The 26,457-nt window shown below is 71.0% G+C and carries 26 protein-coding genes and 1 tRNA gene; 7 read left to right on the forward strand and 20 right to left on the reverse strand.

The genetic code is table 11. The features are described 5' to 3' along the window. Positions 1–5: 5 nt before the first annotated feature. The 3 genes from L0965_RS13570 to deoC form a co-directional block, all read right to left on the reverse strand. The gene (locus L0965_RS13570; protein WP_101306417.1) at positions 6–1,346 is read right to left on the reverse strand and encodes a nitrate/nitrite transporter; all 1,341 of its coding nucleotides are present in this window, start codon (positions 1,344–1,346) and stop codon (positions 6–8) included. Positions 1,347–1,355: 9 nt separating this feature from the next. Beyond that, complete coding sequence (locus tag L0965_RS13575) at positions 1,356–1,838, reverse strand: DUF2087 domain-containing protein (RefSeq protein ID WP_101306418.1); 483 nt, start codon at positions 1,836–1,838, stop codon at positions 1,356–1,358. Positions 1,839–2,026: 188 nt separating this feature from the next. Next, positions 2,027–2,737 carry a deoxyribose-phosphate aldolase gene (gene deoC, locus L0965_RS13580; protein WP_101306419.1) on the reverse strand — a complete coding sequence of 237 codons (711 nt, stop codon included), beginning with the start codon at positions 2,735–2,737 and terminating at the stop codon, positions 2,027–2,029. Between the two features lie 126 nt (positions 2,738–2,863). Between deoC and L0965_RS13585 the strand changes: the two genes are divergently transcribed. Both L0965_RS13585 and L0965_RS13590 read left to right on the forward strand, forming a co-directional pair. Continuing rightward, positions 2,864–3,061 (forward strand): hypothetical protein, encoded by a 198-nt coding sequence (locus L0965_RS13585; protein WP_101306420.1) that lies wholly within the window; start codon positions 2,864–2,866, stop codon positions 3,059–3,061. Positions 3,062–3,183: 122 nt separating this feature from the next. After that, positions 3,184–3,735 carry an HdeD family acid-resistance protein gene (locus L0965_RS13590; RefSeq protein ID WP_060958641.1) on the forward strand — a complete coding sequence of 184 codons (552 nt, stop codon included), beginning with the start codon at positions 3,184–3,186 and terminating at the stop codon, positions 3,733–3,735. A 66-nt stretch (positions 3,736–3,801) separates the two neighbouring features. Here the strand turns inward: L0965_RS13590 and L0965_RS13595 are convergent, their stop codons facing one another. Both L0965_RS13595 and L0965_RS13600 read right to left on the reverse strand, forming a co-directional pair. Then, positions 3,802–5,790: a S9 family peptidase gene (locus tag L0965_RS13595; RefSeq protein WP_101306421.1), complete on the reverse strand. Its 1,989-nt coding sequence runs from the start codon at positions 5,788–5,790 to the stop codon at positions 3,802–3,804. Between the two features lie 2 nt (positions 5,791–5,792). Beyond that, positions 5,793–6,557 carry an SDR family oxidoreductase gene (locus L0965_RS13600; RefSeq protein ID WP_060958643.1) on the reverse strand — a complete coding sequence of 255 codons (765 nt, stop codon included), beginning with the start codon at positions 6,555–6,557 and terminating at the stop codon, positions 5,793–5,795. Positions 6,558–6,706: 149 nt separating this feature from the next. On the opposite strand from L0965_RS13600, the gene L0965_RS13605 reads away from it, so the two are divergent. The 4 genes from L0965_RS13605 to L0965_RS13620 all read left to right on the forward strand — a co-directional run bounded on the left by L0965_RS13605 (position 6,707) and on the right by L0965_RS13620 (position 9,448). After that, complete coding sequence (locus L0965_RS13605) at positions 6,707–7,222, forward strand: NfeD family protein (protein WP_060958644.1); 516 nt, start codon at positions 6,707–6,709, stop codon at positions 7,220–7,222. Next, positions 7,222–8,202 (forward strand): SPFH domain-containing protein, encoded by a 981-nt coding sequence (locus L0965_RS13610; protein WP_232783907.1) that lies wholly within the window; start codon positions 7,222–7,224, stop codon positions 8,200–8,202. Before L0965_RS13605 ends, L0965_RS13610 begins: the two co-directional genes overlap by 1 nt. Further along, a complete protein-coding gene (locus L0965_RS13615) occupies positions 8,199–8,972 on the forward strand; it encodes a glycerophosphodiester phosphodiesterase family protein (protein ID WP_101306422.1) in 774 nt (257 codons plus the stop codon). The genes L0965_RS13610 and L0965_RS13615 overlap by 4 nt, the downstream gene beginning before the upstream one ends. Before the next feature lie 101 nt (positions 8,973–9,073). Then, positions 9,074–9,448, forward strand: coding sequence for an RNA polymerase-binding protein RbpA (locus L0965_RS13620; protein WP_060958647.1), 375 nt, complete (start codon positions 9,074–9,076; stop codon positions 9,446–9,448). 3 nt (positions 9,449–9,451) lie between these two features. On the opposite strand, the gene lnt is transcribed toward L0965_RS13620, so the two are convergent. The 9 genes from lnt to L0965_RS13665 form a co-directional block, all read right to left on the reverse strand. Beyond that, positions 9,452–11,044, reverse strand: a complete 1,593-nt coding sequence (gene lnt / locus L0965_RS13625; protein ID WP_101306423.1) for an apolipoprotein N-acyltransferase — start codon at positions 11,042–11,044, stop codon at positions 9,452–9,454. Positions 11,045–11,067: 23 nt separating this feature from the next. Beyond that, positions 11,068–13,578, reverse strand: a complete 2,511-nt coding sequence (locus tag L0965_RS13630; RefSeq protein WP_101306424.1) for an RNA helicase — start codon at positions 13,576–13,578, stop codon at positions 11,068–11,070. Then, on the reverse strand, positions 13,575–14,327 hold the full coding sequence (gene tatC / locus L0965_RS13635; protein WP_060958853.1) for a twin-arginine translocase subunit TatC: 753 nt from the start codon (positions 14,325–14,327) through the stop codon (positions 13,575–13,577). The genes L0965_RS13630 and tatC overlap by 4 nt, the downstream gene beginning before the upstream one ends. A gap of 65 nt (positions 14,328–14,392) precedes the next feature. Next, on the reverse strand, positions 14,393–14,623 hold the full coding sequence (locus L0965_RS13640) for a twin-arginine translocase TatA/TatE family subunit (protein WP_060958650.1): 231 nt from the start codon (positions 14,621–14,623) through the stop codon (positions 14,393–14,395). A 59-nt stretch (positions 14,624–14,682) separates the two neighbouring features. Beyond that, on the reverse strand, positions 14,683–15,651 hold the full coding sequence (locus tag L0965_RS13645; RefSeq protein ID WP_061781735.1) for a YafY family protein: 969 nt from the start codon (positions 15,649–15,651) through the stop codon (positions 14,683–14,685). Further along, entirely contained in the window at positions 15,648–16,667 is a 1,020-nt protein-coding gene (locus L0965_RS13650) for a YafY family protein (protein WP_101306425.1), read from the reverse strand. Before L0965_RS13650 ends, L0965_RS13645 begins: the two co-directional genes overlap by 4 nt. Before the next feature lie 56 nt (positions 16,668–16,723). Continuing rightward, positions 16,724–17,674 carry an FKBP-type peptidyl-prolyl cis-trans isomerase gene (locus L0965_RS13655; protein WP_101306426.1) on the reverse strand — a complete coding sequence of 317 codons (951 nt, stop codon included), beginning with the start codon at positions 17,672–17,674 and terminating at the stop codon, positions 16,724–16,726. Positions 17,675–17,678: 4 nt separating this feature from the next. Beyond that, on the reverse strand, positions 17,679–18,743 hold the full coding sequence (locus tag L0965_RS13660) for a tRNA (adenine-N1)-methyltransferase (RefSeq protein ID WP_060958654.1): 1,065 nt from the start codon (positions 18,741–18,743) through the stop codon (positions 17,679–17,681). Beyond that, on the reverse strand, positions 18,740–19,417 hold the full coding sequence (locus L0965_RS13665; RefSeq protein ID WP_101306427.1) for an HAD family phosphatase: 678 nt from the start codon (positions 19,415–19,417) through the stop codon (positions 18,740–18,742). Before L0965_RS13665 ends, L0965_RS13660 begins: the two co-directional genes overlap by 4 nt. Positions 19,418–19,542: 125 nt before the next feature. On the opposite strand from L0965_RS13665, the gene L0965_RS13670 reads away from it, so the two are divergent. After that, entirely contained in the window at positions 19,543–20,415 is an 873-nt protein-coding gene (locus L0965_RS13670; protein WP_101306428.1) for a PAC2 family protein, read from the forward strand. Here L0965_RS13670 and L0965_RS13675 read toward each other — a convergent pair whose 3' ends face one another. From L0965_RS13675 to L0965_RS13700, 6 genes are all read right to left on the reverse strand, one after another. Continuing rightward, positions 20,416–21,249, reverse strand: coding sequence for an undecaprenyl-diphosphate phosphatase (locus tag L0965_RS13675; protein ID WP_101306429.1), 834 nt, complete (start codon positions 21,247–21,249; stop codon positions 20,416–20,418). A gap of 10 nt (positions 21,250–21,259) precedes the next feature. Continuing rightward, complete coding sequence (locus L0965_RS13680) at positions 21,260–22,570, reverse strand: M20/M25/M40 family metallo-hydrolase (protein ID WP_198553618.1); 1,311 nt, start codon at positions 22,568–22,570, stop codon at positions 21,260–21,262. Between the two features lie 123 nt (positions 22,571–22,693). After that, positions 22,694–22,778 (reverse strand) — tRNA-Leu (locus L0965_RS13685). A 73-nt stretch (positions 22,779–22,851) separates the two neighbouring features. Then, positions 22,852–23,940: a VIT1/CCC1 transporter family protein gene (locus L0965_RS13690; RefSeq protein WP_060958657.1), complete on the reverse strand. Its 1,089-nt coding sequence runs from the start codon at positions 23,938–23,940 to the stop codon at positions 22,852–22,854. After that, on the reverse strand, positions 23,937–24,482 hold the full coding sequence (locus L0965_RS13695) for a hypothetical protein (RefSeq protein WP_198553619.1): 546 nt from the start codon (positions 24,480–24,482) through the stop codon (positions 23,937–23,939). Before L0965_RS13695 ends, L0965_RS13690 begins: the two co-directional genes overlap by 4 nt. A gap of 41 nt (positions 24,483–24,523) precedes the next feature. After that, complete coding sequence (locus L0965_RS13700; RefSeq protein ID WP_060958659.1) at positions 24,524–26,365, reverse strand: DEAD/DEAH box helicase; 1,842 nt, start codon at positions 26,363–26,365, stop codon at positions 24,524–24,526. Positions 26,366–26,457 lie beyond the last annotated feature (92 nt).

The raw sequence follows: 26,457 nt of genomic DNA on the forward strand, positions 1-26,457 counted from the left end.
CCCGTTCAGCCCTTCGCGCGCGGGCGGCGCGGCGGGTCCATGCCCAGAAGAACCCGGGTCTTGCGCCGTTCGATGACGATGAAGGTCCATCCGAGCGCCCACAGCGGCACCTGGGCCAGGAAGGCGATACGGAACGCGTCCAGCCGGTAGGTGTCGGGCGTACCCGCGCCCTGCAGGTCGAGGGCCAGACCGATCGCGAAGATCGCGATCAGCGCGGCGAGGAAGCCGCCGACGTTGGTGATACCCGTCGCCGTGCTCAACCGGTGCGCCGGGTTGTGCGTGCGCGCATGGTCGAAGGCGATCATCGAGGCCGGACCGCCCATCGCGAGAGCGACCGCCAGTGCGTACAGCAGCCAGAGCGGCGCAGGTCCGGGCCAGGCGACGACCACCATCCACACGCTGAACTGGGTCGCCACCGCCGGCAGCACGAGGGCGCGCGAGCGCAGATGCGGGATACGGCGGGAGATGTCGCCCATGATCGGGCCGAGCGCCATGCCCACGACGACGTACGTGGACAGCACGCCCGCCGACTGGGCGGCGCTGAGCCCCTCACCGGCCGTCAGGAAGGGCGTTCCCCACAGCAGCACGAACGCCGTGCCGGCGAAGGGAGCCGTGAAGTGCGACCAGAACGCGAGGCGGGTGCCGGGGTGCGCCCAGGCGGCGCGGATGCCGACGCCGGTGTCCATGGACGAGCGCACCACCCTGATCGCCCCGGTGCTGGTGTCGACCGAGACATCGGCGCGCAGCGCGGGCGGATGATTGCGGATGACGGCCCACACCAGGATGCCGAACAGCACGCACAGACCGGCGATGCCGCCGAACACGATCTCCCAGCTCGTGGCATGGAGCATCACGGCGAGCGGGGCGAGGGCCAGGAGCTGTCCCGCTTGTCCGACGAGTCCGGTGAGCTGACCCATCAGCGGACCGCGCTGCGCCGGGAACCACACGGCGACGAGGCGCAGCACCCCCGGGAAGATCGCCGCATCGCCGGCGCCGAGCAGCATCCGGGCGAAGATCGCGACGCCGACGCTGGGGGAGAAGGCGAGAGTCAGCTGTCCCGCCGCCATGAGCAGCATCCCCGCCGTCATGATCGGGCGGGCGCCGTAACGGTCGAGCAGGAGGCCGATCGGAATCTGCATGCCGCCGTAGACGGCGAGCTGGACGACGGCGAACATCGAGAGCGTCGCGGCATCCGCCCCGAATCGCTGCGCGGTGTCGACGCCCACCGCCGACAGCGAGGAGCGGTTGATCACGGCGAGCATGTAGGCCGCGACGCCCACGCCCCAGATGAGCCAGGCTCTGGCATCCGGCCCGACGGACGCGGGGGAGAGGCGGGGCGAGCTCACCCCTCAACGCTACTCGCGTGCGAGCGTGTATTCGGACCCGGACGGCGTGCGGACGAGGAGTCCGTGATCGACCAGGTGACGTCGGAGCACGGCGACATCGCCGCTCGGCGCGTACGGCTCGAGCCGCTCGTTGACGTCGCGCTCGCTCATGACGACGCCGGGGGAGAAGGCGCGCTCCGTGACGAGACGGAGCAGCGCGACACGCTCACCCTGCTGCGAGGGATACCGGTCGATGCGACCGTCGTGGTCGAGGAAGCGCTCGGGCCCGCGCGGGCGAGGCGGCGCCACCAGAAGAGCCCGCAGCGGGGCATCGTCGAAGCGGATGCCGTCGCCGCCGCGCACCACCAGGCCGAGAGCCGTGAGGCGGTCGAGGGCTCGCTCGCGCGCTCGTGGCGTTCGCGGCGGGGACGCCGTCTCCGCGAGGACCGCACGGACGTCGTCGTCGCGCAACGCCGCGATGATCGCGCGCCACGTCTCAGGGGAGTCCGTCATCCGTTCAGGGTAGCGAGGCTGACAGCGGAAGCCGCTCCCGCACCGACCATCGACCGTCGCCGCACACCACTCGACCATCGGATGCTCTCTTCGAGTTGACATAATGTGCATTATCGGCGTTACAAGAGAAGGCCGAGAGGGAACGCGACAGGTGCCACCGAGCGCCCCGTGCGCGACCCCCGGGCGCGTCAGTACGACGCGGCACCCCCGCCGACCGTTGCGGCATCCGTTGCTTCGTCGACGAGCAACGCGCGTGTCGACGAGACGCCGAGGCGGGAGGCTCCCGCGTTCACGAGCGCCATCGCCTGCGCCCGGGTGCGAATGCCGCCCGACGCCTTCACCCCGACGTGGGGCCCGACGATCCGTGCGATCAGGGCGACGTCGGATACCGAGGCCCCGCCGGCGGGATGATAGCCCGTCGACGTCTTGATGTAGTCGACACCCGCCTCGGCACCGATCTCGCTGCAGCGGATGATCTCGTCCTCCGAGAGCGCCGCGGACTCGATGATCACCTTCAGCGTCTTCTCGCTCGGCACGACCGCGCGGACGGCATCGATGTCACGACGAACGGCAGCCCAGTCGTGCGAAGCCACCGCGCCGAGGTCGACGACCATGTCGATGTCGTCCGCACCCCGCGCCAGCGCCAGCTCGGCCTCGAGCGCCTTCACCCGCGGATCGTGGGCACCCGACGGGAACCCGCACACCGTGACCACGCGGAGCCCGTACGCATCGGCGGGAATCAGCGTCGGACGGATGCACACCGCGCCGACACCGAGGTCGAGCGCCTCGCGCAGATGCGCGTCGACCTGGGCGGCGGTGGCCTCCGGCGTCAACAGCGTGTGGTCGATCATCCCCCGCAGATCGGAGTCTGCGGAGGGAGGGAGAGTCTGGTCGGTCATGCTCATCTCGGCTGGGGGTCGCCGGCGGGGTCGTGATGACACCCGCGCAGATCATTAGTTAGTACACTAATAGTACGCACACGAATCACCTGCGTGTGATCGCTTCCCTCCGAAGGAGACTCCCCCGTGTTCGTCCTCTACCTCGTCCTGTTCCTCGGCGGCATGTACCTCATGGGGTTCGCTTTCAACGTCACCGAGTACGAAGGGCTCGTCTTCATCGGAGGCCTCCTGCTGACCTCCCTCGCCGTCGGCCTTCCGTTCGCCCTCGGGGCGATCGAGCGCCGCCGCGATCCCGAGAAGGATTCCGGCTCCGCGAGGCCCTGACCCCCTCTCCCCCGTCGGCGAAACCGTCGCGTACTCCGCGCGTCACTTTCCGCACCGTCCGCGCAACAGCGCTACCCTGAGAACATCTCCGCTCACAGGAGATTTTCAGAAAGGGCTTCGCCATGACTGCTGAACCGTCCCTCGAGAAGACGGCAACGAACGGCATCCGGACCGCACTGGGTCTGGGTGGTGTGTTGTCGGTCATCCTCGGCATCGTCATCCTCGTCTGGCCCGGCAAGACCGCGATGGTCGTCACCGCGCTCATCGCGGTCTACGCGATCATCGCCGGTCTCGTCTACGCGGGCCTGGGCATCTTCGCCGCCGGAAAGGGCGGCTGGTCGCGGATCGGACACGTGCTGCTCGGTGTCCTGTTCGTCGTCGCCGGTATCGTCGCGTTCACCAACCTCGGTGCGACCGCCGTCACCCTCGCCGCGTTCCTCGGCATCCTCGTCGGCATCATGTGGATCATCGAGGGCGTCGTCGCCTTGTCGACCCTCGACCTGGCCCCGTCGCGCGGCTGGACGATCTTCTACGCGATCATCTCGATCATCGCCGGCGTCACCCTGCTGTTCTCGCCGCTCTGGGGCGCCGTGGTGCTGTGGTGGCTGCTGGGCATCTCGGCCGTCGTGATGGGTGTCATCCAGATCGGACGTGCCTTCTCGTTCGGCAAGTGATCCGACGCAGAAGCGCCCCGCCGACCGAGAGGTCGCGGGGCGCTTCTGCGTCGCGGATGCCGTCGGTCAGCCGGCCGGCAGATGGCGCGCCCACCAGTCGAGCACCGCATCGAAGCGCTCGACGCGGTGTCGCGGTCGACCCGACCGGGTGAGCTCGTGGTTCTCGCCGGGGAAGATCAGCATCTCCGCCTCGGTGCCCTGCCGCTTCAGGGCGGTGTAGTAGCGCGTCGCCTGCTCCAGCGGGCACCGGAAGTCGAGCTCCGAGTGCATCACCAGCGTGGGCGTGCGCACCGCACCGACGACGGCCATTGGACTCTGCCGCGCCATGTCCTCCGGGTCGGTGCCGACGTACTCGTCGCCGAAGAACGAGCCGATGTCGCTCGTTCCCTGGAAGCTGACCGGATCGAGGAACCCGCGCTCGACGATCGCCGCCGCGAACCGGTGATCGTGAGCGATCGTCCACGCGGTCAGGTAGCCGCCGTACGAGCCGCCCTGGATACCGAGACGGGCACCGTCCAGACGGTCGTCGCCGTCGACCACGCCGTCGAGGAAGTCGAGGACATCGGCCAGGTCGAGCGTGCCCATCGCGCCACGGATGCTGCGTCCGTGCACGCGGCCGTAGCCCGCACTCCCCCGCGGATTGCAGTACACGACCGCGTAGCCGGCATCGACGAGCACCTGGGTCTCATCGAAGACGTGTATGCCGTAGGACGCATACGGTCCTCCGTGGATCTGCAGGATGACGGGAAAAGGCCCCTCACCCGCCGGGACGGCGACCCAGCCGTGCACGGGATAGCCGTCGCGACCGACGATCTCCCGCTCCTCCGGACGCACCACGATGGAGCGCTCCGTCGCGTCTCCGAACGCGGTGAGGGCACCCTCGCCGACCAGCGAGAGCTCGCCGAGGCTTCGTGGGGTCGCGTGGGCGTAGACGATCCGCTCCCCCGCCGCCGCGTGTCCACCGACCTCGACGTCGCCGTCGACGAGCACCGAGACGTCGCCGTCACGGGTGACACGAAGCAACTCGACACGGCCGCGCGTGCGGTTCTGCACGAGGAAATCGGCACCGATGGGCGTGATGTGCGAACCGACCTCGCCGAGGTCGGTCGCCTCGGGATCGGTGAGTCGACGCGGGACGACCGCCGACACCGGACCGTCGAGGACGTACAGCGCGACGTCGGGGGCGATGAAGTCGATGCCCGACGCACCCGGCCGCGATGCCAGCATCGCGATCGTGCCGTCCGCCGCGACGGCGACCTCGTCGACGGAATAGCCGGCCTCGCGCGCGATCACCTCGACGCTGCCCGAGCCGTCGACGGCGACCGCGATGAGGGGGGTGCGCAGGTCGCGGCGGTCGTGCTCGATCTCGTCGACCACCGTGAGCACGTGGGAACCGTCGGCGGTGAAGACGACGCCATGGTGCGATGCCGCCCCCGAGGTCAGGGCGACGGCATCCGCTGCGACCCGCTTCGCCTTGGCGCCCGCGTTCTCGCCGTCCGCGGTCGGCGCGGGCGTGTAGAACGGCTCCGCACCGGCATCCGGCGCATCGACGACGAAGACGTGCGACGGACGGTCGCCGATGTAGCCGAGACCGTTCGCGTGCCAGCGCACCCCGGTGATGCGCCGCGGCGACTCCGCATCGGCGGAGCGGCCCTCGACGGTGCCGTAGCGGCCCTGCTCGGGCACGCGGGCGGTGAAGGCGATGCGCGTGCCGTCGGGAGACCAGGCGTACGAGCCGACACCGCCGCGGGCGTCGGTCGCCTGCACCGGCTCGCCGCCGGTCGCGGGGATGACGAACACCTGTGGAGTGCCGTCGGCGTCGCCGCGGACGAAGGCGATGCGTCCGCCGTCCGGTGACACCTGCGGCTCGGCGTCGGCCGTGCCGCGCGTCAGTCGACGCGGCGCGCCGTCGGGCAGGTCGATCCGCCAGATCTGGCCGACGTTGCGGTCGGCGTCGAGGTCGGGGCGCGAGGTCGCGAAGACCGAGAACGCGCCGTCGGGGGCGATGCTCGGGCGACCGACCGTGGTCAGGGAGGTGATGTCGACGGCGCGCATGCTCACTCCCCGCCGAACGAGCTCACGTCTCCGACGAGCCTCGTGTTGTCGGCGGGAACGGGTTCGACGGCGGCCAGAGCGACCTCCGCGGCGAACTCGGACACGTTGTAGAGCTTGCCCGCCGACTCGCGACGGTCGGCGATGGCCCCCGGGTTGGCGCGCTCGAGCAGCGTCGCGGTGATCGTGCCCTCGATCATGTCGCCGGAGACGACCACGAAGTCGATGCCGCGCTCGGCGAGAGCCGGAATCCGCTCACGCAGCGCATCCTCGCCGGCGCGCTTGGACAGGGCGACCGGCTCGTACTCGGGCATGGTCGGCGTCGTGCGGATGAAGTGGGCCTGGTGGCTGGTCACGAAGACGACGCGGGAACCGTCGTGCAGCAGCGGCAGGGCCGCATCGAGCACGTTCAGCTGCGCATCGCGGTTGAGCACGAGCGCGTAGTCCTCGCCCATGCCGCTCTCCATCCCGCCGGAGGCGTTGAGGACGAGCAGATCGAGCTGCCCGAAGGTCTCCTGCACGGCGGTCATCATCGCCTCGACGGAACCCGGGTCGGTGAGGTCGGCCCCCACGACGAGCACCTCGACGCCCAGTTCGCGCAGCTGCGCGGCGAGCTTCTCCGCGCGCGGCGCCTTGTTGCGGAAGTTGATGACGACGTTCGCGCCGCCTTCGGCGAGGTAACGGACCGTGTCGGCGCCGATGCCGCGCGAGGACCCGGTGACGAGCGCCGTCCTTCCGGCGAGCGAACCGGCGGGAATGGGCTGGGACATGATTGCTCCTGCGAAATGACGGATGCCGGGCGGAGTTCGCCGTGGCCTTCTCGACACTATCAACCGGGGCCTCGCGCCGACCGGCGAGCGGCCACCGCAACGGAGAGACCGGGTGTTAGGGTTCGAACAAGACCTCGAAGGGAGCTCGCATGCTGCCCGATCTGACGCAGTATCTGTGGATCGCCTGGCTCGTGCTGGCCGTGATCTTCGTGATCATCGAGCTGCTGACCCTCGAGTTCACCTTCCTCATGCTGGCCGCGGGCTCGCTCATCGGCGGCCTCGGCGTGAACCTCCTCGGCGGCCCCTGGTGGCTGCAGGTGCTCATCGCCGCCGCCGTGTCGGCCCTGCTCCTGTTCACTATCCGCCCGCTCCTGCTGCGCGCACTGCACCGCTCCAGCCAGCCGCACCCGACGAACGTCGACGCGCTCTACGGGATGGGTGCGCGCGTCAGCGCCGCCTTCGTCGACGGGCGCGGATACGTCCGCCTCGACAACGGAGAGCAGTGGACCGCCGAGCTCGCGCCGTCCGCCGCGCCGCTCGGCCCGGGCGACCGCGCCGTGGTCACCGCCGTGCGCGGGGCGACCGTCGAAGTCGCGCCCGCTGCCCCGCTTCCCGCCCCGGGGTCCCCCGCGGCATCCGACTCCCCCGAAAGGAGCACCGACTGATGGTCGACGTCGGAGCATTCGTCGGACAGATCTTCGTGATCGTCCTCCTGGTCGTCGTCGCGATCTTCGTGATCGTGGTCCTCTTCCGGTCCATCCGCATCATCCCCCAGGCCTACTCCGGTGTCGTGGAGCGCCTCGGCCGCTACCAGCGCACCCTCTCCCCCGGCCTGAACCTGCTCGTCCCGTTCATCGACCGCCTGCGCCCGCTCGTGGACATGCGCGAGCAGGTCGTCTCGTTCCCGCCGCAGCCGGTCATCACCGAGGACAACCTCGTGGTCTCGATCGACACGGTCGTCTACTTCCAGGTCACCGACGCACGCGCGGCCACCTACGAGATCGCCAACTACCTGTCGGCGGTGGAGCAGCTCACCACGACGACACTGCGCAACGTCGTCGGCGGGCTGAACCTCGAGCAGGCCCTCACCAGCCGTGACAACATCAACGGCCAGTTGCGCGTCGTGCTCGACGAGGCGACCGGGAAGTGGGGTCTGCGGGTGTCGCGCGTCGAGCTCAAGGCCATCGACCCGCCCCACTCGATCCAGGACTCGATGGAGAAGCAGATGCGCGCCGAGCGGGAGCGCCGCGCGACGATCCTGACCGCCGAGGGCTCGAAGCAGTCTCAGATCCTCGAGGCGGAGGGACGCCGTCAGGCCGCCATCCTCGGGGCGGAGGGCGACAAGCAGGCGGCGATCCTGCGGGCCGAAGGTGAAGCGGCCGCCATCCAGAACGTGTTCTCCGCGATCCACGCCGGACGCCCCGACGACAAGCTGTTGGCGTACCAGTACCTCCAGACGCTGCCGAAGATCAGCAACAGCGCATCGAGCAAGCTCTGGATCATCCCGAGCGAGTTCACCGAAGCGATGAAGGGCCTGGGCGGCGCGTTCGCCGCACGCACCGACGCGGCCGCGGGTGCATCCGGGCCGACCCCGCCGCCGAGCGCCGCGCCCGCACCGCACACGCCTCCCGTCGACCCGTCGTGACCCACCCCTGGTTCACGGGGACGTCGTCGCCGCGGGTGCTCGCCCACCGCGGGTTCGTTCCCCCTGATGCCGAGGGCATCGTGGAGAACAGCGTCGCCGCGTTCGCGGCGGCCCATGCCGCCGGAGCGGTCTACGTCGAGTCGGACTGCCACCTCACGGCCGACGGCGTGGTGGTCTTCTTCCACGACGACGACCTGCGACGCGTGACCGGCGACCCGCGCGCGATCGCGGCGGTGCACCACGCGGAGCTCGAACGCATCATGGCCGATCGGGGTGGGCTCGCCACCGCGGCGGACACCCTCTCGGCGTTCCCGACGCTGCGCTTCAACCTCGACGTGAAGGCGGCGGCGGCCGCGCGGCCCGTGGGACGCCTCGTCGTCCCCCACGCGGATCGCGTGCTGCTGACGAGCTTCTCCGACGCGCGTCGCCGTGACGCGCTGGACGCGGCGCGCCACCTCGGCGGCGAGCCCGCCACGTCCGCCGGCCGGGCCACCATCGCGCGTGTCCTGGCGGCGGTGTCCACCGGTTCGGCGGCCCTTGTCGCCCGCGCGCTGCGCGACGTCGACGCGCTCCAGGTCCCGGAGCGCCAGGGTGCGGTGCGCATCGTCACCCCGCGCGTGCTCCACGCCGCGCATGCGGCGGGCGTCGAGGTCCACGTGTGGACGGTCAACGACCGCGACGACATGGACAGGCTGCTCGATCTGGGGGTGGACGGCCTCGTCACCGACCGTGCGGACCTCGCACTTCAGGCGGTCGCCGCGCGGCACTGACCCGGGCTGAGCATCCCCTGTGAAAGGGGGTGGCCGGACGCCCGTTCGGATGATGCACACAGGTGCGCGCGTTATACCTGACACGACGAGAGGACCACACAATGGCAGATCGCAGCCTGCGCGGCATCCGACTCGGCGCCTCCAGCCTACAGAGCGAGGAAGGCGTCGTGTTCCATGAGCGCGCCAACCACACGTATGTCTGCACGCAGTGCGGACGCGAGACCGTGATGACCTTCGCGGCGGACGCCGAGCTTCCCGAGGCCTGGGAGTGCCGCACCTGCGGCGCCGAGGCCGTGCTCCGCGTCGGCGACTCGGTCGTCGAGATCGACCACTCCGGCGACAAGGCTCCCCGCACGCACTGGGACATGCTCCTGGAGCGTCGCACGGTGCCCGAGCTGGAGGAGCTGCTCGAGGAGCGCCTGGCTCTGCTGCGCGCCCGCCGCGGCGCCACGGGCGACGCTCGCCTCAGCGCCTGACGCTCACTCCCCCGTGATGACGCCGGCCCCTTCGGGGGTCGGCGTCTTCGGCGTGCGCGCGCGGCGCCGCGCGACGAGGCCGACCACCGCCAGAGCGAGGACGCTCCCCCACCCGAGCAGGGTCTGCAGAGCCTCGCCGAGCAGGATGCCGGGCGTCAGACCGGTGCGCAGCGGCACGTCGGTGACCATCGCCCCCGGCTCGTCGGCGGGCAGGGCGTCGATCGTGCGCCCGTCCGGACCGATGACCTGACTGGTTCCCACGGTGGAGAGGTTCACGACCGCCCGACCGGACTCCACGGCCCTGATCCGCGCGAACGCGAGCTGCTGCAGGTTCTCGTCGGTGCCCCGGAAGTCGGCGTTGTTGGTCTGGAACATGAAGACCTGAGCACCGGCCAGAGCGCCCTCGCGGATCACGTCGTCGTAGATGACGTCGAAGCAGATGGCGAGACCGACGCCCACACCGTCGACGTCGAACATCGGCGTCGACGTGCCCGGCGTGTACTCCCGCTGGATGAGCCCGATGAGATCCGGGGCCAGCATGTCGTAGAACCAGCGATCGGGCACGTACTCCCCGAAGGGCACGGGATGCCGTTTGTCGTACAGGGCGACGGGGTTGTCGGCTCCGTCCTTCCAGAGCATCGACGAGTTGAAGTACTGATCGCCCCGCTGGGTCACGCCGCTCACGAGCAGCGGCGCGCCGATGCGGCCCGCGAGCGCGTCGAGCGCGGCACGCACCGACGTGTTCGACAGGGCGTCGGCGTCGATGCCGCCCTCCGGCCACAGCAGCACGTCGATGTCCTCATCCTCGATCGGCGCCGTCGCCGCCAGCTGAGCCCGCAGCACGTCGTAGGCCGCCCGCTGGTCGAAGTAGCCGGCGGGCCCGTTGCCCTGCACCGCGCCCACGCGGATGCTGCCGGCATCCGTCGTGGGGAAGGCCGGCAGCAGGAACATCACGAGCACCGTGAGCGCCGCCGGCAGCGCGGTGCGCAGATCGCGCAGGCGCCCCAGACGCACGGCCTCGACCGCGGCGGCGCAGGCGAAGACGATCAGGAAGGACAGCCCGCTCATCCCCGTCCACGATGTCACGTCGACCAGGGGAGAGTCGGCCTGGGTGACGGCGATCCGCGTCCAGGGGAACCCTCCGTAGGGGAATGTCCCCTGCAGCTCCTCCCGCGACACCCACAGTCCCGCGACGAGTGCCGGAAGCGCCACCAGACGACCCGCCGTTCCCGGCGCCCATCGCGGAAGCCAGCGGTAGGCCAGGGCGATCGGCACCGCCATCACGGCGGTGAGGACGGACTCGAGGCTCGCGAGCGCGATCCACGGCACCGGACCGAGATAGCGCGCCGTGAAGGAGAAGTTCACGAAGAACAGCCCGGCTCCGAACAGCAGCCCGACCAGGAGCGCGCCGCGCACGCTGCGTCCGATGAGCCCGACCAGCGCGAGGGGCACGGCCACGAACACCACCGGCCACCACGAGAGGGCGGGGAAGGCGAGCGTCAGCAGCAGCCCCGCCGCGGCCGAGGTCGCCGCCGCGGCCCACAGCGGCAGAAGCGGCCTCGGGGGCGGCGAGGACGGTCGCGGGCGTCGGGGCACGGAACGAGCCTAAGCGAGCGGAATCAGAACGAGCCGTAAGCGACGATGCCGCGACGAACGGCGTCGAGCGCCGAGCGCGCCGTGGTCGCGATCGGCGGGTCGGCGACCATCGACAGCTGATCGAGCAGATCGATGGTCTGCTTCGTCCAGCGCACGAAATCGCCCGCGGCGAGGTCGGCCTCCTGCAGCACCCGGTCGAGGCTCGCGCCCCGCGCCCAGGCGTGCATCGCCGGGGCGAGGCCGGTGGCGACGGGCGCGGACCCGGGAAGGCGGTGGTCCTGCTCGAGGTCGTCCAGTCGCGCCCAGAGCTCTTGGGTGGCCGCCAGCGCGTCGCGGAACGCGCCCCGCGGCAGCCCGCGCTCCCCCGGGCCGCTCTCGTCGCGACGCGGCTCGTAGACGAGGCTGCAGGCCAGCGCGGCGAGCCCCGCGGCATCCAGGTCTGCCCAGATGCCGGTGCGCAGCGACTCGGCCACGAGGAGATCGCGCTCGCCGTAGATGCGCTTCATCGTCGCGCCGGCCGCGGTGAGCGTGGTCACGCCGTCGGCGTCCACCGCGACGTAGTCGAGCGCCGCGAGCACGTCGACGACGCGATCGAAGATGCGCGCGACGGTGCCGGTGCGCGCATCGATCTGCTGGCGCAGCTTGTCGGTGTGCCGCCGCAGCTTCCAGAACCGCTCCGCCCACCGGGCGTGCTTCTCGCGATCGGGACAGGTCTGGCACGGATGCCGCTTCAGACGCCGTCGCAGCGACTCCAGCTGCTCCTGCCGCTGCTGGCGGAGCTTCGGTGAGCTGGACCGGTCGCCCTTGCGCTCCAGATCCGTGAGCTCACGCCGCATCCGCGCGAACTCGGCGAAATCGCCGCGATCGCACGTCATCGCCGCCGCGTACCCGGCGAGCGAGTCCTCGGCCTCCTTCACCTCGCGCGCCAGGCCGACGACCGCGCGGTCGGCCTGGAACTGGGCGAAGGAGGATTCGAGGATCTCCCGCGCGCGGGCGCGCCCGAACTGGTCGATGAGGTTCACGGCCATGTTGTAGGTCGGGCGGAAGCTGGAGTTGAGCGGATAGGTGCGCCGCGAGGCGAGCGCGGCCACCGCCTGCGGATCGAGGCTCTCGGTCCACTGGATCACGGCGTGACCCTCGACGTCGATGCCACGGCGTCCCGCGCGTCCGGTGAGCTGGGTGTACTCCCCCGAGGTGATCGCGACCCGCGCCTCGCCGTTGAACTTCTCGAGCTTCTCGAGCACGACCGTGCGCGCGGGCATGTTGATGCCGAGGGCGAGGGTCTCGGTCGCGAAGACGACCTTGACGAGCTTGTGCTGGAAGAGCTCCTCGACGATCTCCTTGAAGGCGGGCAGCAGACCGGCGTGGTGGGCGGCGATGCCGCGCTCCAGGTTCTCGCGCCATTCCCAGAAGCCGAGCACGGCCAAGTCCTCGTCGGGAAGCGCGGCCGTGCGCTCGTCGACGATGCGCCGGATCTCGTCGCGTTCGTCTCGATCGGTGAGGCGCACGCCGGCACGTCGGACCTGCTGCACGGCGCCTTCGCACCCGGCGCGGCTGAAGATGAAGAAGATCGCGGGCAGCAGGTTGGCGCGCGCGAGCAGCTCGACGACCTGCGGGCGATCGATGCGCTCGATGCGCTGGGCGTTCGCCGCGCGCATGGGGCGCCGCCCGCCGGAGGACGGTCGCTGTCCCGGCGCACGGTCGCCTGCGGACCGCTGACCGTGAGCGCGGTGTCCCTGCGAACGGTGCTCCTGCGAGCGGTGCTCCTGCGCGCGCCGGTTGCTCTCGAACGACGAGCCGCGCACGGACCTCAGGCGCATCAGCTCCTGGTTCACCTGCGCGGTCGCGATGCCGGCGCGGTCGTCGAACAGGGGCAGCAGGTCGCCGCGCACGAGAACGTGCTGTTCCAAGGGCACCGGTCGCGTCTCGGACACGATGACGGCGGTGTCCCCCCGCACGGTGTCGAGCCAGTCGCCGAACTCCTCGGCATTCGAGACGGTCGCCGACAGCGACACCAGCCGCACCCGCGCGGGCAGGTGGATGATGACCTCTTCCCACACGGCGCCGCGGAAGCGGTCGGCGAGGTAGTGGACCTCGTCCATCACGACGTACCGCAAGCCGCGCAGCGCCGGCGAGTCGGCGTAGAGCATGTTGCGCAGCACCTCGGTGGTCATCACGACGACGCGCGCGTTCCCGTTGATGTTGGTGTCGCCGGTGAGAAGTCCGACCTCGTCCTCGCCGTAGACCTGCTGCAGCTCGCGGAACTTCTGGTTGGACAGCGCCTTCATCGGGGTCGTGTAGAAGGCCTTGTCGCCCGGCTCGCGCATGGCGAGGTGCACGGCGAACTCTCCGACGATCGTCTTGCCCGCCCCGGTGGGTGCGGCGACGAGCACGCTGCGCCCCTCTTCCAGGGCGTGGCATCCGGCGATCTGGAACGGGTCGAGCTCGAACCTCTGCTCGTCGGCGAAGGCGGCGGTGAGAGGGTGGGCCTGACGCGCCTGCGCCTGTGCGTAGCGGGTGGCGGGATCCGTCACAGCTCGAGACCGAGGGCCTTCTCGCGCTTGGCGCGTCGACGGTCGAACAGGACGGACAGACCGGCGGCCGCGAAGAAGAGGACGGTGAGGATGCCGGCCAGCATCAGCATGCTCACGATGTCGGCGGCCGGTGTCGCGAGCGCCGCGAAGACCGAGGCGACGAGGATGGCCACGCGCCAGCCCTTCAGGATCGCCATGCCGCTCATGACGCCCGCGAGGTTCAGCGCGACGAGGAACACCGGCAGGACGAACGAGACGCCGACGACGAGCAGGAGCTTGAAGACGAAGTCGTAGTAGTACTTCGAGTCATAGATGTTCGAGGCGCCTTCGGGCGTGAAGGACGCCATCAGCTCGACGATGTGGGGCATGATCAGCCACCCGACGAACACTCCCGCGGCGAACAACGGGATCGCCGCGGAGACGAAGCCGATCGTGTAGCGGACCTCCTTGCGCGTGAGGCCGGGGACCAGGAACGCCCACACCTGCCACAGCCACACGGGGGCCGAGATGATGACGCCGACGGCCAGCGAGATCCGCAGCCGCATGTCGAACGGGCCCGTGATGCTCTGGTACATGAGCGTGACGACGTCGGCGTCGCCGCGCTGCTCTGCGACGACGCGGATCGGCTCGGTCATCGCCCAGATGATCGCATCGGTGAAGATCCACGCGACGACCATCCCCACGACGAGCGCGATGATCCCGATGATGAACCGACGGCGCAGTTCCTTGAGGTGCTCGCCCAGCGACATCCGCCGGTCACGGCGCGGACCCTCTTCTTCGGCGATGCGCGCGGAGTCGACCGTGGCCACGAGTGTCAGGGCTTGGTGTCGGTACCGGGTTCCGCCGTCGGGGCGGGGCTGGTGCCGTTGGGTGCGGTCGGCGCGGCGGGCGCGTCCTCTTCCTTCATCGCCTTCATCTCGCCCTTGAAGACACGAGCGGACTGTCCGACGCTCTTGGCCAGAGCCGGGAGCTTCGCCGCCCCGAACAGGAGCAGGATGATGATGACGAGGGCCAGCAGGTGCCAGCCGGTCAAGCCTCCGAGCATGAGGGTCTCCTCGGGTGTGGGGTTGCTGGCCAGTCTACCTGCCGCCCCGACGGATGGGTTCAGCGGTACTGGGCGAGCCCCGCTTCGGCCCACGCGGCGGTCGCGCGGCGTGCGGCATCCGGAGAGACGACCTCGAGGTCGCCGCCGAGCCGCGTCGCGACGCGCTTGAGGCTCCGCGCGTCGCCCACCCGAACGCGGGCCGACCGGATCTCCGCGTCGATCGTGGCCGGGTCGTCCAGCACGACGTAGTCGGCCAGCAACGGCGCCGCCGACGCGCGATAGCGGACCTCGACCTCGACGTCTCCCGCGGCGCCCTCGAACAGCGCGGGCACCGAGTCTTCGCCGTGGGTGCTCGCGATGTCGGTCAGACGCACGTCGGAGACGCGGTCGAGATGGAAGGTGCGCATCGCCTGCCGCAGATGACACCATCCCTGCAGGTACCACTGTCCTCCCGCGATGTGCACCTTGACCGGGTCGACCGTGCGGGTCGTGGGTGCGGCATCGGGCGCCTGGTACGAGAAGGCCACGGCGACGTGCTCGCGGAGAGCCTGCGCGACCGTCAGGCGCACGTCGTCCACCGTATCGGGGGCGACGATGACATCGGCCGGCACGCCCGACGCACCCCGTGCGAGCTTGGCGAGCAGGCCCTGGACGACGCCGCTGTCGCCGACGCCGGGCAGGGTCGCCGCGACACGCAGCCCGGCCAGCAGCGCGGCCGCCTCCGGTGCGGTCAGCCGCGGCGTGCGCTCCAGACCCACCGTGTTCGTGATCACGATGAGGTCCTGTTCGTCCAGGAGGTCCCAGTCGATGTCGAACAGGTCGTTCGCCATCTGCCAGAAGCCGCCGTCGCCGGGCAGGCCGATCACGGTGAGCTTCTCGACCATCCCGCGCATCTGCTCGACGGTCACGTCGAACTCGTCGGCGGCCTCGGTGAGCGACACCTCGCCCTTCCCGATCAGGTAGGGCACGAGCTGCAGGATGAGCGCCGCACGATCGGTCGCCAGCAGCGGCTTGCGACGACGGCTCATGACCCCGCCCCCTCGTCGGTCGCGGCGTCCGGGCCGGCGTGCAGCCGGAGCGTGCGCTCGAGTCGGGCGATGACCTGATCGCGCAGCGCGGCCGGCTCGACCACGCGCACCTCCGGGCCGTAGGAGGCGAGCTCGTCGGCGAGGATGTGCACGTCGACGTACGGCACCCGGATCCCCTGTTCGGCATCCGTCGCGCGGCGGGTCAGACGCAGCGCCGCCTCGGTGCCCGGAGCGATCTCGAGCAGCGCCTGCTGACGGGCCGCGAGGGCCTCGAGGCCGGCCAGCGCGCGCTCACCGGCGCCCTCGCGCAGCGCGAGATCGAAGCCGGCGCGGGTGATCGCGACATCCGACACGATGCGCGACAGCAGGAAGGTGCGCACGTCGTCCTGGGCGAGGTCGAACCCGTACACGTGCCAGCGCGCCTCGTACTCGACGAGGGCGTACGGCTGCACGCGGCGCACCCGTGCGGTCTCGTCGCCGGCCTTGAGGTAGGCGAACTCGACGACGCGCCCCTGCTCGATCGCCCTCTGCAGCGGCCCGAACGAGGCCTCCCGCAGGTTGACGCGCGGCGAGTATCCGATGATCGGCGCGTCGACCTCGATGCCGAGCGCGCGGATCTTGCGCAGACCGCTGCGCGCATCGGCCGACATGGAGCTCTCGCTCCACACGCCGCCGGCGAGGTTCAGGACGGCGAGCTCGGCGGGGGTGAACTCGATGTCGGCGGGCAGCTCGTACTCGGCCGTCGGGATGCGGTAGCGCGCCTCGCGGAGGTCGTCCGGGTCGGCGTAGTCGCCGATCGTCTCGACCGGGATGCCGAGCGAGCGCAGGTTCTCCTTGTCGCGCTCGAACATCTTCTCGAGCGCATCCTTGGACGCGCCGGCGCTGCTCTGCTCGCGGTAGCCCGCGACGGAGGCGAGGATGGTGTCTTTCGTGAGCCCCTGCTCGGTCGCCATGAGGGCGACGACGAGGTTGACCAGACGCTCCTCGGGCGCGCTGCGGACGGTCTCGGTGGGCACCCGACAATCTTAGGCGTCGCCTGTGCGCCGGCGGCGCTGCCGCGCGGTCGCGGTCGTCAGCTCGTCGCGGGCGTGTCGACGCCGAGGATGTCGATGACGAACACGAGCGTCGATCCTGCGGGGATCGAGCCGCTCGCCGTGTCGCCGTATCCGAGCGCCGGCGGGATCACGACGAGGATCTGCGACCCGACCGTCTGGCCGTCGAGCGCCTGAGCGAAGCCGGGCACCACCGCGTCGAGGGTGACGGCCGCCGAGGCGCCGTTCTCCCACGTCGAGTCGAAGACCTTGCGATCGGCCCACGTGACGCCGGTGTAGTTGATGCGGATGCTGTCGGTTCCGCCGACGGCCGGGCCGTCGCCCTTCTTCAGCACCTCGACCGCGAGATCGGTGGGCGGGGCCGTGTCGGGGATGATGACGCCGGGTGTGCCGTCGGGCGCGAGCACGACCGACGGCATGCCGCGGCGGTCGTTGTACTGCGGGACACCGTCGGCGGCGGCGAGGTACACCTTCTGGAGGTCGATCGCGACGACGATCGCATCACTGCCGCTGAGGCCCCAGCCCTGAGCCGCAGCGTCGGACAGGTCACTGGCCGGCACGGCCCCGACGATCCGCGAGCCCTCCGTCGCGCACATCATCATGTCCGCGAAGCCGGCGTACTGCTCGCGCCACTTCGACAGCGGGGTGACCTGCGTGCCGGAGGTCAGGATCTTCTGCCCGGTCGAGCCGCTCATGATCGTGATGGCGAACTGCACGTCCTGCATGTCGGAGGTCACGCGCTGGCCCGAGCCCACGGTCTCGTCGACGGCGACGGTGTGATCGACGTAGACGGGAGCGCTCAGGGTCACCTCGGGGGTGCCTTCGGCGCCGGAGACGCTCACGGTGTCGAGCACGCCGGACGAGTCGGCCCCACGGTCGCACGCGGCTGCCGATGGGGATGCGGACGCGCACCCGACCAGGGTCAGGACGGAGAGGCCGACGACGGCGAGGGCAGCAGGGATCCGGCGCACCGGATCAGTCTACGTCGTCCGCGGCCCGCTCCCCCGCGCCGTCGGGGCCGGTGTCCGCGTCGGCGCCGGCGGTGGCCTGTCGCGCCCCGTCGGCGGCGCGCTGCGCCTCGCGCACCCGCTTGCGGAGGTTCTTGTCGGTGATCTCGCGGTCGCCGACCGCACCGGGGGTCCACGCCTCGACATCCGCGTCGGCATAGCTCGGCTTCTTGAGCGCACGCTTGCGCACGTCGGGCGGCATCGCTCCGGGAGCCAGACGGCGCGCCGTGATGAGGAAGCCGGTGTGCGCCACCATCCGATGGTCGGGGCGCACGGCGAGACCTTCCACGTGCCAGCCGCGCACCATCGTCTCGGTGGCCTCGGGGTCGGTGAACAGGCCCGTGCCGCGGATGTACTCGGCGACGCGGCTGAGCTGGGTCGCGGTGGCCACGTAGCACAGCACGACACCGCCGGGCGTGAGGGCATCGGCGACCGCGTCGATGCACTCCCAGGGCGCCAGCATGTCGAGGACGACACGGTCGACGGATGCCGCGTCCACCGCGCCGGGCAGCTCCGCGACGAGGTCGCCGACCACGACCTCCCAGGCCTCGGGCGCGTGGCCGAAGAAGGTCTCGACGTTGGCGCGGGCCACCTCGGCGAACTCCTCGCGACGCTCGAAGGAGACCAGGCGGCCGGCCGATCCGATCGTGCGCAGGAGCCACATCGACAGCGCGCCCGAGCCGACGCCCGCCTCCACGACGGTGGCGCCCGGGAAGATGTCGGCGGAGGCGAGGATCTGCGCCGCATCCTTCGGATAGACGATCGCCGCTCCGCGCGGCATGGACATGACGAAGTCGCGCAGCAGCGGGCGCAGCGCCAGGTACTCGTGGCCGCCCGAGTTGGTCACGACCGATCCGTCGGGCTGGCCGATCAGCTGCGCGTGCTTGAGGACGCCGTGATGCGTGTGCAGCTCGCCGCCCTCGCGGAGCGTCACGGTGTGCAGACGCCCCTTCGGGCCGGTCAGCTGCACCCGGTCGCCCAGCCGGAACGGCCCGCTCGGTCGGAGGTCGACGAGGGGGGTGGGCGTTGTCATGTGCGATCTCCTGTGCGGTGTGCCGCGTACACGGCGGCGATGTCATCGGGCGTGCGCTCGGCGAGCGTCGACCAGAGGGTGTGGGCGCCGGCACCCACCAGCGAGACCATCAGCGGGACCCCGATGGTGGTGACCCCGGCGCCGACCGCGGCGCGCACCCCCGTCGGCGAGTCCTCGATCGCCACGACCTCCGACGGATCGACGCCGAGAGCCCGGCAGGCCTGCAGGTAGGCGTCGGGGTAGGGCTTGGGGCGGGTGACGTCGTCGCCGGCGACGATCAGCTCGAAGGTGTCGCCGAAGGGCGCCACCACCTGCTCCGCCATCGACCGCAGTGACATCGTCACGAGGGCGCACCGCACCCCGGCCGACCGCAGAGCGCTCAGCAGGTCGGCCGCGCCCGGCCGCAGGGGGTTGCCGCGCTCGGCCAGCATCCGGGTGACCTCGGCGGTGAGGTGGTCGACGATGTCGCGGACCGACATCCGCACGCCGGCCTCCTGCAGGATCGCTCCCGACGTCTCGAGGCCCTGCCCCACCAGCGTCAGCGCCTGCTCGTGGGTCCAGGTGCCGCCGAAGCTCTCGACGAGCGCGGTCTCCGCCTCCATCCAGTACGGCTCGGTGTCGACGAGGGTGCCGTCCATGTCCCACAGGACGGCGACGGGAAGGGCGGGGCTCACCGGACCATGCTACCGACGCGCTCCGCGGCGTCCCGCCGGCACCGCGCGTCGCGCGCGGGCGCCGCCCTGTCGCCGGTCGCGACGCGTATCGTTGAGGGATCGATTCACCGTGCGAGAGGGGCGGAGTGGACGAACTCGGAAACCGCGTATTGGTCGTGGCCTTCGACGGATGGAACGACGCGGGCGAGGCCGCTTCCGCCGCCGCGGCGCACATCCGCGAGTCGGGCGCCTACCGCGAGGTCTTCTCGGTCGACCCGGAGCTCTACTTCGACTACCAGTACACGCGACCGCAGCTCAAGGTGGAAGCCGACGGCTCGCGCACCCTCAGCTGGCCCGACGCGACCGTGTGGCGGCCGCTGCATCCCGCCGAGGGCACACGGCTGTGGGTGCTCTCCGGCGTCGAGCCCGCCCGCGCCTGGCAGTCGTTCGCGGCCGAGCTGATCGACGCCGCCCTCAGCGAGGACATCACGGGCATCGTGGCGCTCGGCTCGATGATGTCGGATGTGCCCCACACCCGCCCGATCTCGGTGTTCGCGGGAAGCGACAACGAGAAGCTGCGCGCCGCGCTGGGACTGGAGAAGCCGACGTACGAGGGGCCGGCCGGCATCCTCACCGTGCTCTCCGCGGCTGCCGAGGCGGCCGGCATCCCGACCGCGGCCCTGTGGGCGAGCGTCCCCCACTACGTCGCCGGCCACACGCCCTCGCCGAAGGCCACGCTCGCGCTGCTCGATCGCGTCATGGCGCTGACCGGAGCGGTGGTCGCCCGCGGCGAGCTGCCCGCCGAGGCCCTCGCCTGGGAGGCGTCGATCGATGCCGCGGCGGCGGACGACGAGGAGATGACCGAGTACATCCACCAGCTGGAGCAGACCCGCGACACCTGGGACTCCCCCGAAGCGTCCGGAGACGCCATCGCGCAGGAGTTCGAGCGCTATCTGCGCCGCGGCGGAAGCGGCGAGGGCCCCGGCAAACCCGGTCGCGACGACCCCCGCCGCTCCTGATCAGTACGCCTGCAGCACTCCGAAGCTCAGCAGCACGATCAGCACGAGTCCGAGCGCCAGGCGGTAGAGCACGAACGGCAGGAAGCTGCCGCGCTTGAGGTAGCGCATCAGGAACGCGATCACCGCGAGGCCCACACCGAACGCGACGACCGTGGCGACGCCCGTCTCGAACATGTTGTACACCTGGTCGCCCGGGTCCTTGATGGCCTGCACCAGCTCGTAGAGGCCGCTGCCGAACACGGCCGGCACCGCGAGCAGGAACGCGACCTCCGCCGCGGCCGGACGGGTGTAGCCCAGGGCCAGGCCCATCGTCGTCGTCGCACCGGAGCGCGAGACACCCGGGACGAGGGCGAGCATCTGGGCCAGGCCCAGAGCGAGGCCGTGCCCGTAGGTCAGGTCCTTCTCGGTGCGGGTGCGGCGCCCCAACGCGTCGGCGGCGCCGAGCAGGAGACCGAAGACGATCAGCACGATCGCGACCAGCCAGAGGTTGCGGAACGTGTTGCGGATGGACTCCTGGAACAGGTATCCGGCGATGCCGATCGGGATCGTGCCGATGATGACGATCCACCCCATGCGGGCGTCGGGGTCGTTGCGCGGCACGCGGCCGGTCAGCGACTTCGCCCACTGGGAGATGATCCGCACGATCTTGCCCCAGAAGTAGACGAGCACCGCGAGCTCGGTGCCGATCTGGGTGATGGCGGTGAAGGTCGCGCCGGGGTCTTCGGCGGACGGGAGGAACTCGCCCATGATGCGCAGGTGGGCACTGGAGGAGACGGGGAGAAACTCGGTGAGTCCCTGGACCAGGCCCAGGATGATCGCCTCGAACAGGTGCATGGGGGCCCTTTCAGTACGTGCGGATCAGATCGGTGAGCACGCGCTGCCCGAAGACCAACGCGTCGATGGGGACGCGTTCGTCCACACCGTGGAACATACCGGTGAAATCGAGATCCGTGGGAAGCCGCAGCGGCGCGAACCCGTATCCGGCGATGCCGAGCTCGGCGAGCGCCTTGTTGTCGGTGCCGCCGCCCATCAGGTAGGGCAGCACCGGAACCCCCGGATCGTGCCGCTCGAGCCCCCCGACCATCGCCTCCACGAGCTCTCCGCGGAAGGGCACCTCGAGCCCGATGTCGCGATGCGAGATCTCGACCTCGATGTCGTCGCCCACGATGCGCTGGATCTCCGCGAGCACCCGCTCTTCCTGGCCCGGGAGCGTGCGCACGTCGATCGTGGCGACCGCGGCATCCGGGATGACGTTGTGCTTGTACCCCGCGACGAGACCGGTGGGGTTGGTCGTCGTGCGGAAGGTGGAACGCAGGAAACCGGATGCCGCGCCGGTCGCGTCCGCCACGGCATCCGGATCGGCGGGGTCGACGCCACACAGGGCCGCGAGACCGTCGACGGTCTGGCGCGTGGTGGCGGTGAGCTCGAGCGGCCAGACCGACCGGCCGAGGGCGGCGACGGCCTCGGACAGCCTCGTCACGGCGTTGTCCGGGTGGAAGCGGCTGCCGTGGCCGGCGGTGCCGCGAGCGCGCAGCCGGAGCCACACGAGGGCCTTCTCCCCCACCTGCAGCAGATAGGCGCGCTGCTCGCCCACCGGGATCGAGTAGCCGCCGACCTCGCTGATGGCCTCTGTGGCGCCGTCGAACCAGTGCGGCCGATCCCGCACGACCAGCTGCGAGCCCTCCACCCCGCCGTTCTCCTCGTCGGCGAAGAACGTGAGGATCAGGTCGCGCTCCGGCTGCTCCCCCGCTCTCAGGAGCTCGGCGACAGAGGTGAGGATCATCGCGTCCATGTCCTTCATGTCGACGGCACCGCGCCCCCACAGCATCCCGTCCCTGATCACGCCGCCGAACGGGTCGACGCTCCAGTCGTCGGCGACGGCGGGGACCACGTCGAGGTGGCCGTGCAGGACGAGGGCGGGCTTGTCGCGATTGCGTCCCGGCACCCGCACGCTGAGGTTGGTGCGGCGCGGGATGGGCTCGTAGTACTCCGGGCGGAGACCGAGACCTTCGAGGTAGGCCCCGACGTACTCCGCGGCCTCGCGTTCGCCGTGCGAGCGCCCCTCGCCGAAGTTGGTGGTGTCGAAGCGGATCAGATCGCGCGCGACGGCGACGACCTCGGGCAGCTCGGTCTCAGACAGCTCGGATGCGGACATGCTCACCACGGTACTGCGATCGGGAGGGGGCCTCCGCGCGGTGACACACGACGACACGGGACCTCGCCCCGGCATCCACAGGGACAAAAGAAAAAGGCCCCTGACGGGACCTTCTTCTCTCTGTGCGCGAGGGGGGACTTGAACCCCCACGCCCTATACGGGCACTAGCACCTCAAGCTAGCGCGTCTACCTATTCCGCCACCCGCGCAGGTGGTTTTCGGTTTCGCAACCGAAGATCGACAGTACCAGATCCGACGCCAGACGTGGAATCGAGGTCGCGCTCAGCCCGCCGACACGCCGAACAGCAGACCGAGCAGGTAGGTCACGGCGGCCGCTCCGAACCCGATCGCGAGCTGGCGGAGCCCGCGACGCAGCGGCGGCGCGCCCGACAGCAGCCCGACCATCGCGCCCGTCGCGGTGAGCGCCGTGCCGACCAGCAGCAGCGCGACGGCGACCGCGGGCAGGCCGCTCAACCCGAAGATCCACGGCAGCACGGGGATGATCGCACCGGACGCGAAGAAGAGGAAGCTCGACCCGGCCGCGCCGAGCGCACTGCCCACGACCTCGTGGTCGGCACCGGCGGCCCGCGGCAGACGGTAGGGCTCGCCGCGGTCCGCGGCGTGCGCCGTCTCGACGACGCGGCGTGCGAGATCGTGCGCCTCCTGCTCGTCCATGCCGCGGGTGCGATAGACGAGAGCGAGCTCGTTGGCGTCGAGGTCGAGATCGGGGAGCACGTGATCGGCGTATCCGCTGGGCTCGGTCGCGTCGAGCAGCTCGCGTTGCGAGCGCACCGAGACGTACTCGCCGGCGCCCATCGACAGCGCGCCCGCGAGAAGTCCCGCGATCCCGCTGAACAGCACGAACTGCGCGCCGACGCCGGTCGCCCCGATGCCCATCACGAGGGCGAGGTTCGAGACCAGTCCGTCGTTGGCGCCGAAGACGGCGGCGCGGAAGGTGCCGGACAGCCGGCGTCGCCCGCGCGCCGCGAGCCCACGGACCACCTCGCGGTGGATCTTCTCGTCGGCGACCATCCGCGCGGTGGCGAACGGCTCGCTGTCGTAGGGCGATCGTCCCTCCGCGTTCTGGGCGAGGGCGAGCACGAAGATCGACCCGAACCGGCGGGCCATCCAGCCGAGCACGCGCGAGCCGAACCCGGGTGCGGGAAGGCGGACGGGCTCCCCGCCCAGCAGCTCGAGCCAGTGCGCCTCGTGTCGTCCTTCCGCCTCGGCGAGCGCGAGCAGGATCTCACGCTCCTCCCCCTCGCGCCGTGCGGCCAAGGCGCGATAGACCTGCGCCTCGGCACGCTCGTCGGCGAGATAGCGCGCCCAGCGGCGCCGGTCTCTCTGCGTGGGTTTCGGGGTCGGGCTCACGGGGCTTCACGGTACCGTCGACGGCGGCGGCGCCGACCGCTCACGCCGGTATTGTCAGGATTTCGGATCTCCGAAGCACCGGCGAGCGCAGCCCTCAGCCCCCGCTCACCGCGGCGCATGACCAGACGGTGCGCGGCGGCGAACGCGGGGCGCAGCACGGGAGCGGCGAGGCGCATCCATCGCCGCGTGAGCTCGACCCGCCAGATCCAGGTGAGCGCGGCGCCGTCTGCGGGCGGTCCCGGCCGCGCCGCGATGGCAAGCCGCCCGATGCCGACCAGATCGCCCGTGCTGGTCGCGGCCAGCAGGTGCGGGGGTCGCACCTCCGTGACCGTCAGGGCGACCCGCAGACGGTAGCCCCAGGGACTGCGCACCTCCAGATGCCGCACGTCTCCGACGGCGGGAGCGCGCGCCCCGGGCACGATCCGCACGGAAGGCCACCACGGCACCTCGCCCGAGACGAGACTCTGCTCGCACAGCGCCCAGCACCGCTCGACGGATGCCGGGACCACCCATCGCGACGTGAAGTCGTAGCCGCGGCGCATGGGCGCGAGTGTACGCGCGCCGGTGTCGGCGTGGTGCGATGTCAGGACCGGACGCGGGCGCGGAGGACCTCGATGCGGGCCTGCAGCTGCGCGACGGTGGCGCGGGCCACCTCCGGTCCCCCGCACACCCGTCGCAGCTCGGCGTGCACGGCGCCGTGCGGCTCGCCGCTCTGGCGGGCGTAGAGGCCGACGAGACTGTTCAGCAGCTGGCGCTGTTCGCGCAGCGTGCGGTGGAGGGCGGGCGGAAGGGACGCCTCGCCCGCATCCGTGCTGTCGGTGGCGACCGCGCCCTCCTTCGCCTCACGGGCGCGACGGTGACGACTCTGGCGGGACTGCCGCTGCATCAGCAGCTCGTGGACGTGCTCGGGTTCGAGCAGGCCCGGAAGGCCCAGGAACTCCTCCTCCTCGAGGGTGCCCGGTACCGCGAGCTGCCCGAACTCCTTGCCGTCGTAGAGCACCCGGTCGAAGTGCGCCACCGAGCCGAGGGCCTGATAGCTGCCCTCCTCGATCAGCGCGTCCGAGGCCTTGTCCTCTCGTTCGGCCTCCTCGAGCAGGGTGTCCTCGAGACCGTCGTCGTCCGATTCCTCGCGGTCGAGGGCGTGGTCGCGCTCACGCTCCATCTCGTTCGCCAGGGCGAGCAGCGGCGGCACGTTCGGCAAGAACACGGATGCCGCTTCACCCCGCCGGCGGGCACGTACGAAACGACCGATCGCCTGGGCGAAGAAGAGCGGTGTCGAGGCGCTCGTCGCGTAGACGCCGACGGCGAGCCGCGGAACGTCGACGCCTTCCGACACCATGCGGACGGCCACCATCCACCGCGACGTCGAGGTCGCGAAGGTCTCGATCCGCCCCGACGCCGCCTTGTCGTCGGACAGCACGACGGTCGTCGGCTCGCCCGTGATGTCGCGGAGGATCGCCGCGTAGGCGCGCGCCGCCGTCTGATCGGTCGCGATGACCAGCCCCCCGGCATCCGGCACGTCCTGTCGCACCTCGGTGAGTCGCCGATCGGCGGAGCGCAGGACGGCGGAGATCCACTCGCCCTCGGGGTTGAGCGCCGTCCGCCAGGCCTGCGCGTTGATGTCCTTCGTGTTGTCCTGACCGAGGTGGGCCTCGTACTCGTCGCCCGCCTTCGTCCGCCACTTCATCTGCCCCGCGTAGACGTGGAAGAGCACCGGGCGCACCACGCCGTCGGCGAGCGCCCGCCCGTAGCCGTAGTTGTAGTCCGTGCGGGAGAGGCGGATGCCCTTCTCGTTCGGGTGATACTCCACGAACGGGATGGGAGCCGTGTCGCTGCGGAACGGGGTGCCCGACAGCAGGAGCCGGCGCGTGGCGCGCCCGTACGCCTCGCGAAGCGCGTCGCCCCAGCTCAGCGCGTCGCCGCCGTGGTGCACCTCGTCGAGGATCACGAGGGTGCGGGCATCCATCGTCAGCCGCTGGTGCACCGACGCCTTGACGGCGACCTGCGCGTAGGTCACCGCCACGCCGTGGTAGTGGCGCGCCGGGGCGCTCTGGCGGTTGGTGAAGCGGGGATCGAGACGGATGCCGACGCGGGCAGCGGCATCCGCCCACTGCGTCTTCAAGTGCTCGGTGGGCGCGACGACGACCAGGCGGTTCACGATCCCGCGGCGCAGCAGCTCGCTCGCCAGGCGCAGGGCGAAGGTCGTCTTTCCGGCGCCGGGTGTCGCGGCGGCGAGGAAGTCACGCGGTCCACCGCCCACGCCGTCGGGGCCGTCCTGAGCGAAATAGGCCTCGAGGGCCTCGGCCTGCCAGGCGCGCAGGTTCTGGGCCGTCCCCCACGGGGCACGCTGGGGGAAGGCGGGCGAAAGGTGCTCTGCGGCAAAGCTGCCGAAGTGCTCCTGTCCTCGCTCGTCCGTCCCGTCCACGACTGACCACCCTAAACGACGCCTCCCCCACGCCCGCCCTCGGCAGTGACCTCCGACCCCGGTAGCCTCGGAGAAGACCACGAGTCAGGAGA

Origin of the sequence: Microbacterium sp. NFH-22A-Y (assembly GCF_021401375.1) — a bacterium.
In the GTDB taxonomy this organism is placed as follows: Bacteria; Actinomycetota; Actinomycetes; order Actinomycetales; family Microbacteriaceae; genus Microbacterium; species Microbacterium hominis.

Bases quoted from the DNA above. Each gene is read 5' to 3' on its own strand.
- L0965_RS13575 (WP_101306418.1), bottom strand. From the start codon at position 1,838: ATGACGGACTCCCCTGAGACGTGGCGCGCGATCATCGCGGCGTTGCGC.
- deoC (WP_101306419.1), bottom strand. From the start codon at position 2,737: ATGACCGACCAGACTCTCCCTCCCTCCGCAGACTCCGATCTGCGGGGG.
- L0965_RS13590 (WP_060958641.1), top strand. From the start codon at position 3,184: ATGACTGCTGAACCGTCCCTCGAGAAGACGGCAACGAACGGCATCCGG.
- L0965_RS13595 (WP_101306421.1), bottom strand. From the start codon at position 5,790: ATGCGCGCCGTCGACATCACCTCCCTGACCACGGTCGGTCGCCCGAGC.
- L0965_RS13600 (WP_060958643.1), bottom strand. From the start codon at position 6,557: ATGTCCCAGCCCATTCCCGCCGGTTCGCTCGCCGGAAGGACGGCGCTC.
- L0965_RS13605 (WP_060958644.1), top strand. From the start codon at position 6,707: ATGCTGCCCGATCTGACGCAGTATCTGTGGATCGCCTGGCTCGTGCTG.
- L0965_RS13610 (WP_232783907.1), top strand. From the start codon at position 7,222: ATGGTCGACGTCGGAGCATTCGTCGGACAGATCTTCGTGATCGTCCTC.
- L0965_RS13620 (WP_060958647.1), top strand. From the start codon at position 9,074: ATGGCAGATCGCAGCCTGCGCGGCATCCGACTCGGCGCCTCCAGCCTA.
- tatC (WP_060958853.1), bottom strand. From the start codon at position 14,327: ATGTCGCTGGGCGAGCACCTCAAGGAACTGCGCCGTCGGTTCATCATC.
- L0965_RS13640 (WP_060958650.1), bottom strand. From the start codon at position 14,623: ATGCTCGGAGGCTTGACCGGCTGGCACCTGCTGGCCCTCGTCATCATC.
- L0965_RS13645 (WP_061781735.1), bottom strand. From the start codon at position 15,651: ATGAGCCGTCGTCGCAAGCCGCTGCTGGCGACCGATCGTGCGGCGCTC.
- L0965_RS13660 (WP_060958654.1), bottom strand. From the start codon at position 18,743: ATGACAACGCCCACCCCCCTCGTCGACCTCCGACCGAGCGGGCCGTTC.
- L0965_RS13675 (WP_101306429.1), bottom strand. From the start codon at position 21,249: ATGCACCTGTTCGAGGCGATCATCCTGGGCCTGGTCCAGGGACTCACC.
- L0965_RS13680 (WP_198553618.1), bottom strand. From the start codon at position 22,570: ATGTCCGCATCCGAGCTGTCTGAGACCGAGCTGCCCGAGGTCGTCGCC.
- L0965_RS13695 (WP_198553619.1), bottom strand. From the start codon at position 24,482: ATGCGCCGCGGCTACGACTTCACGTCGCGATGGGTGGTCCCGGCATCC.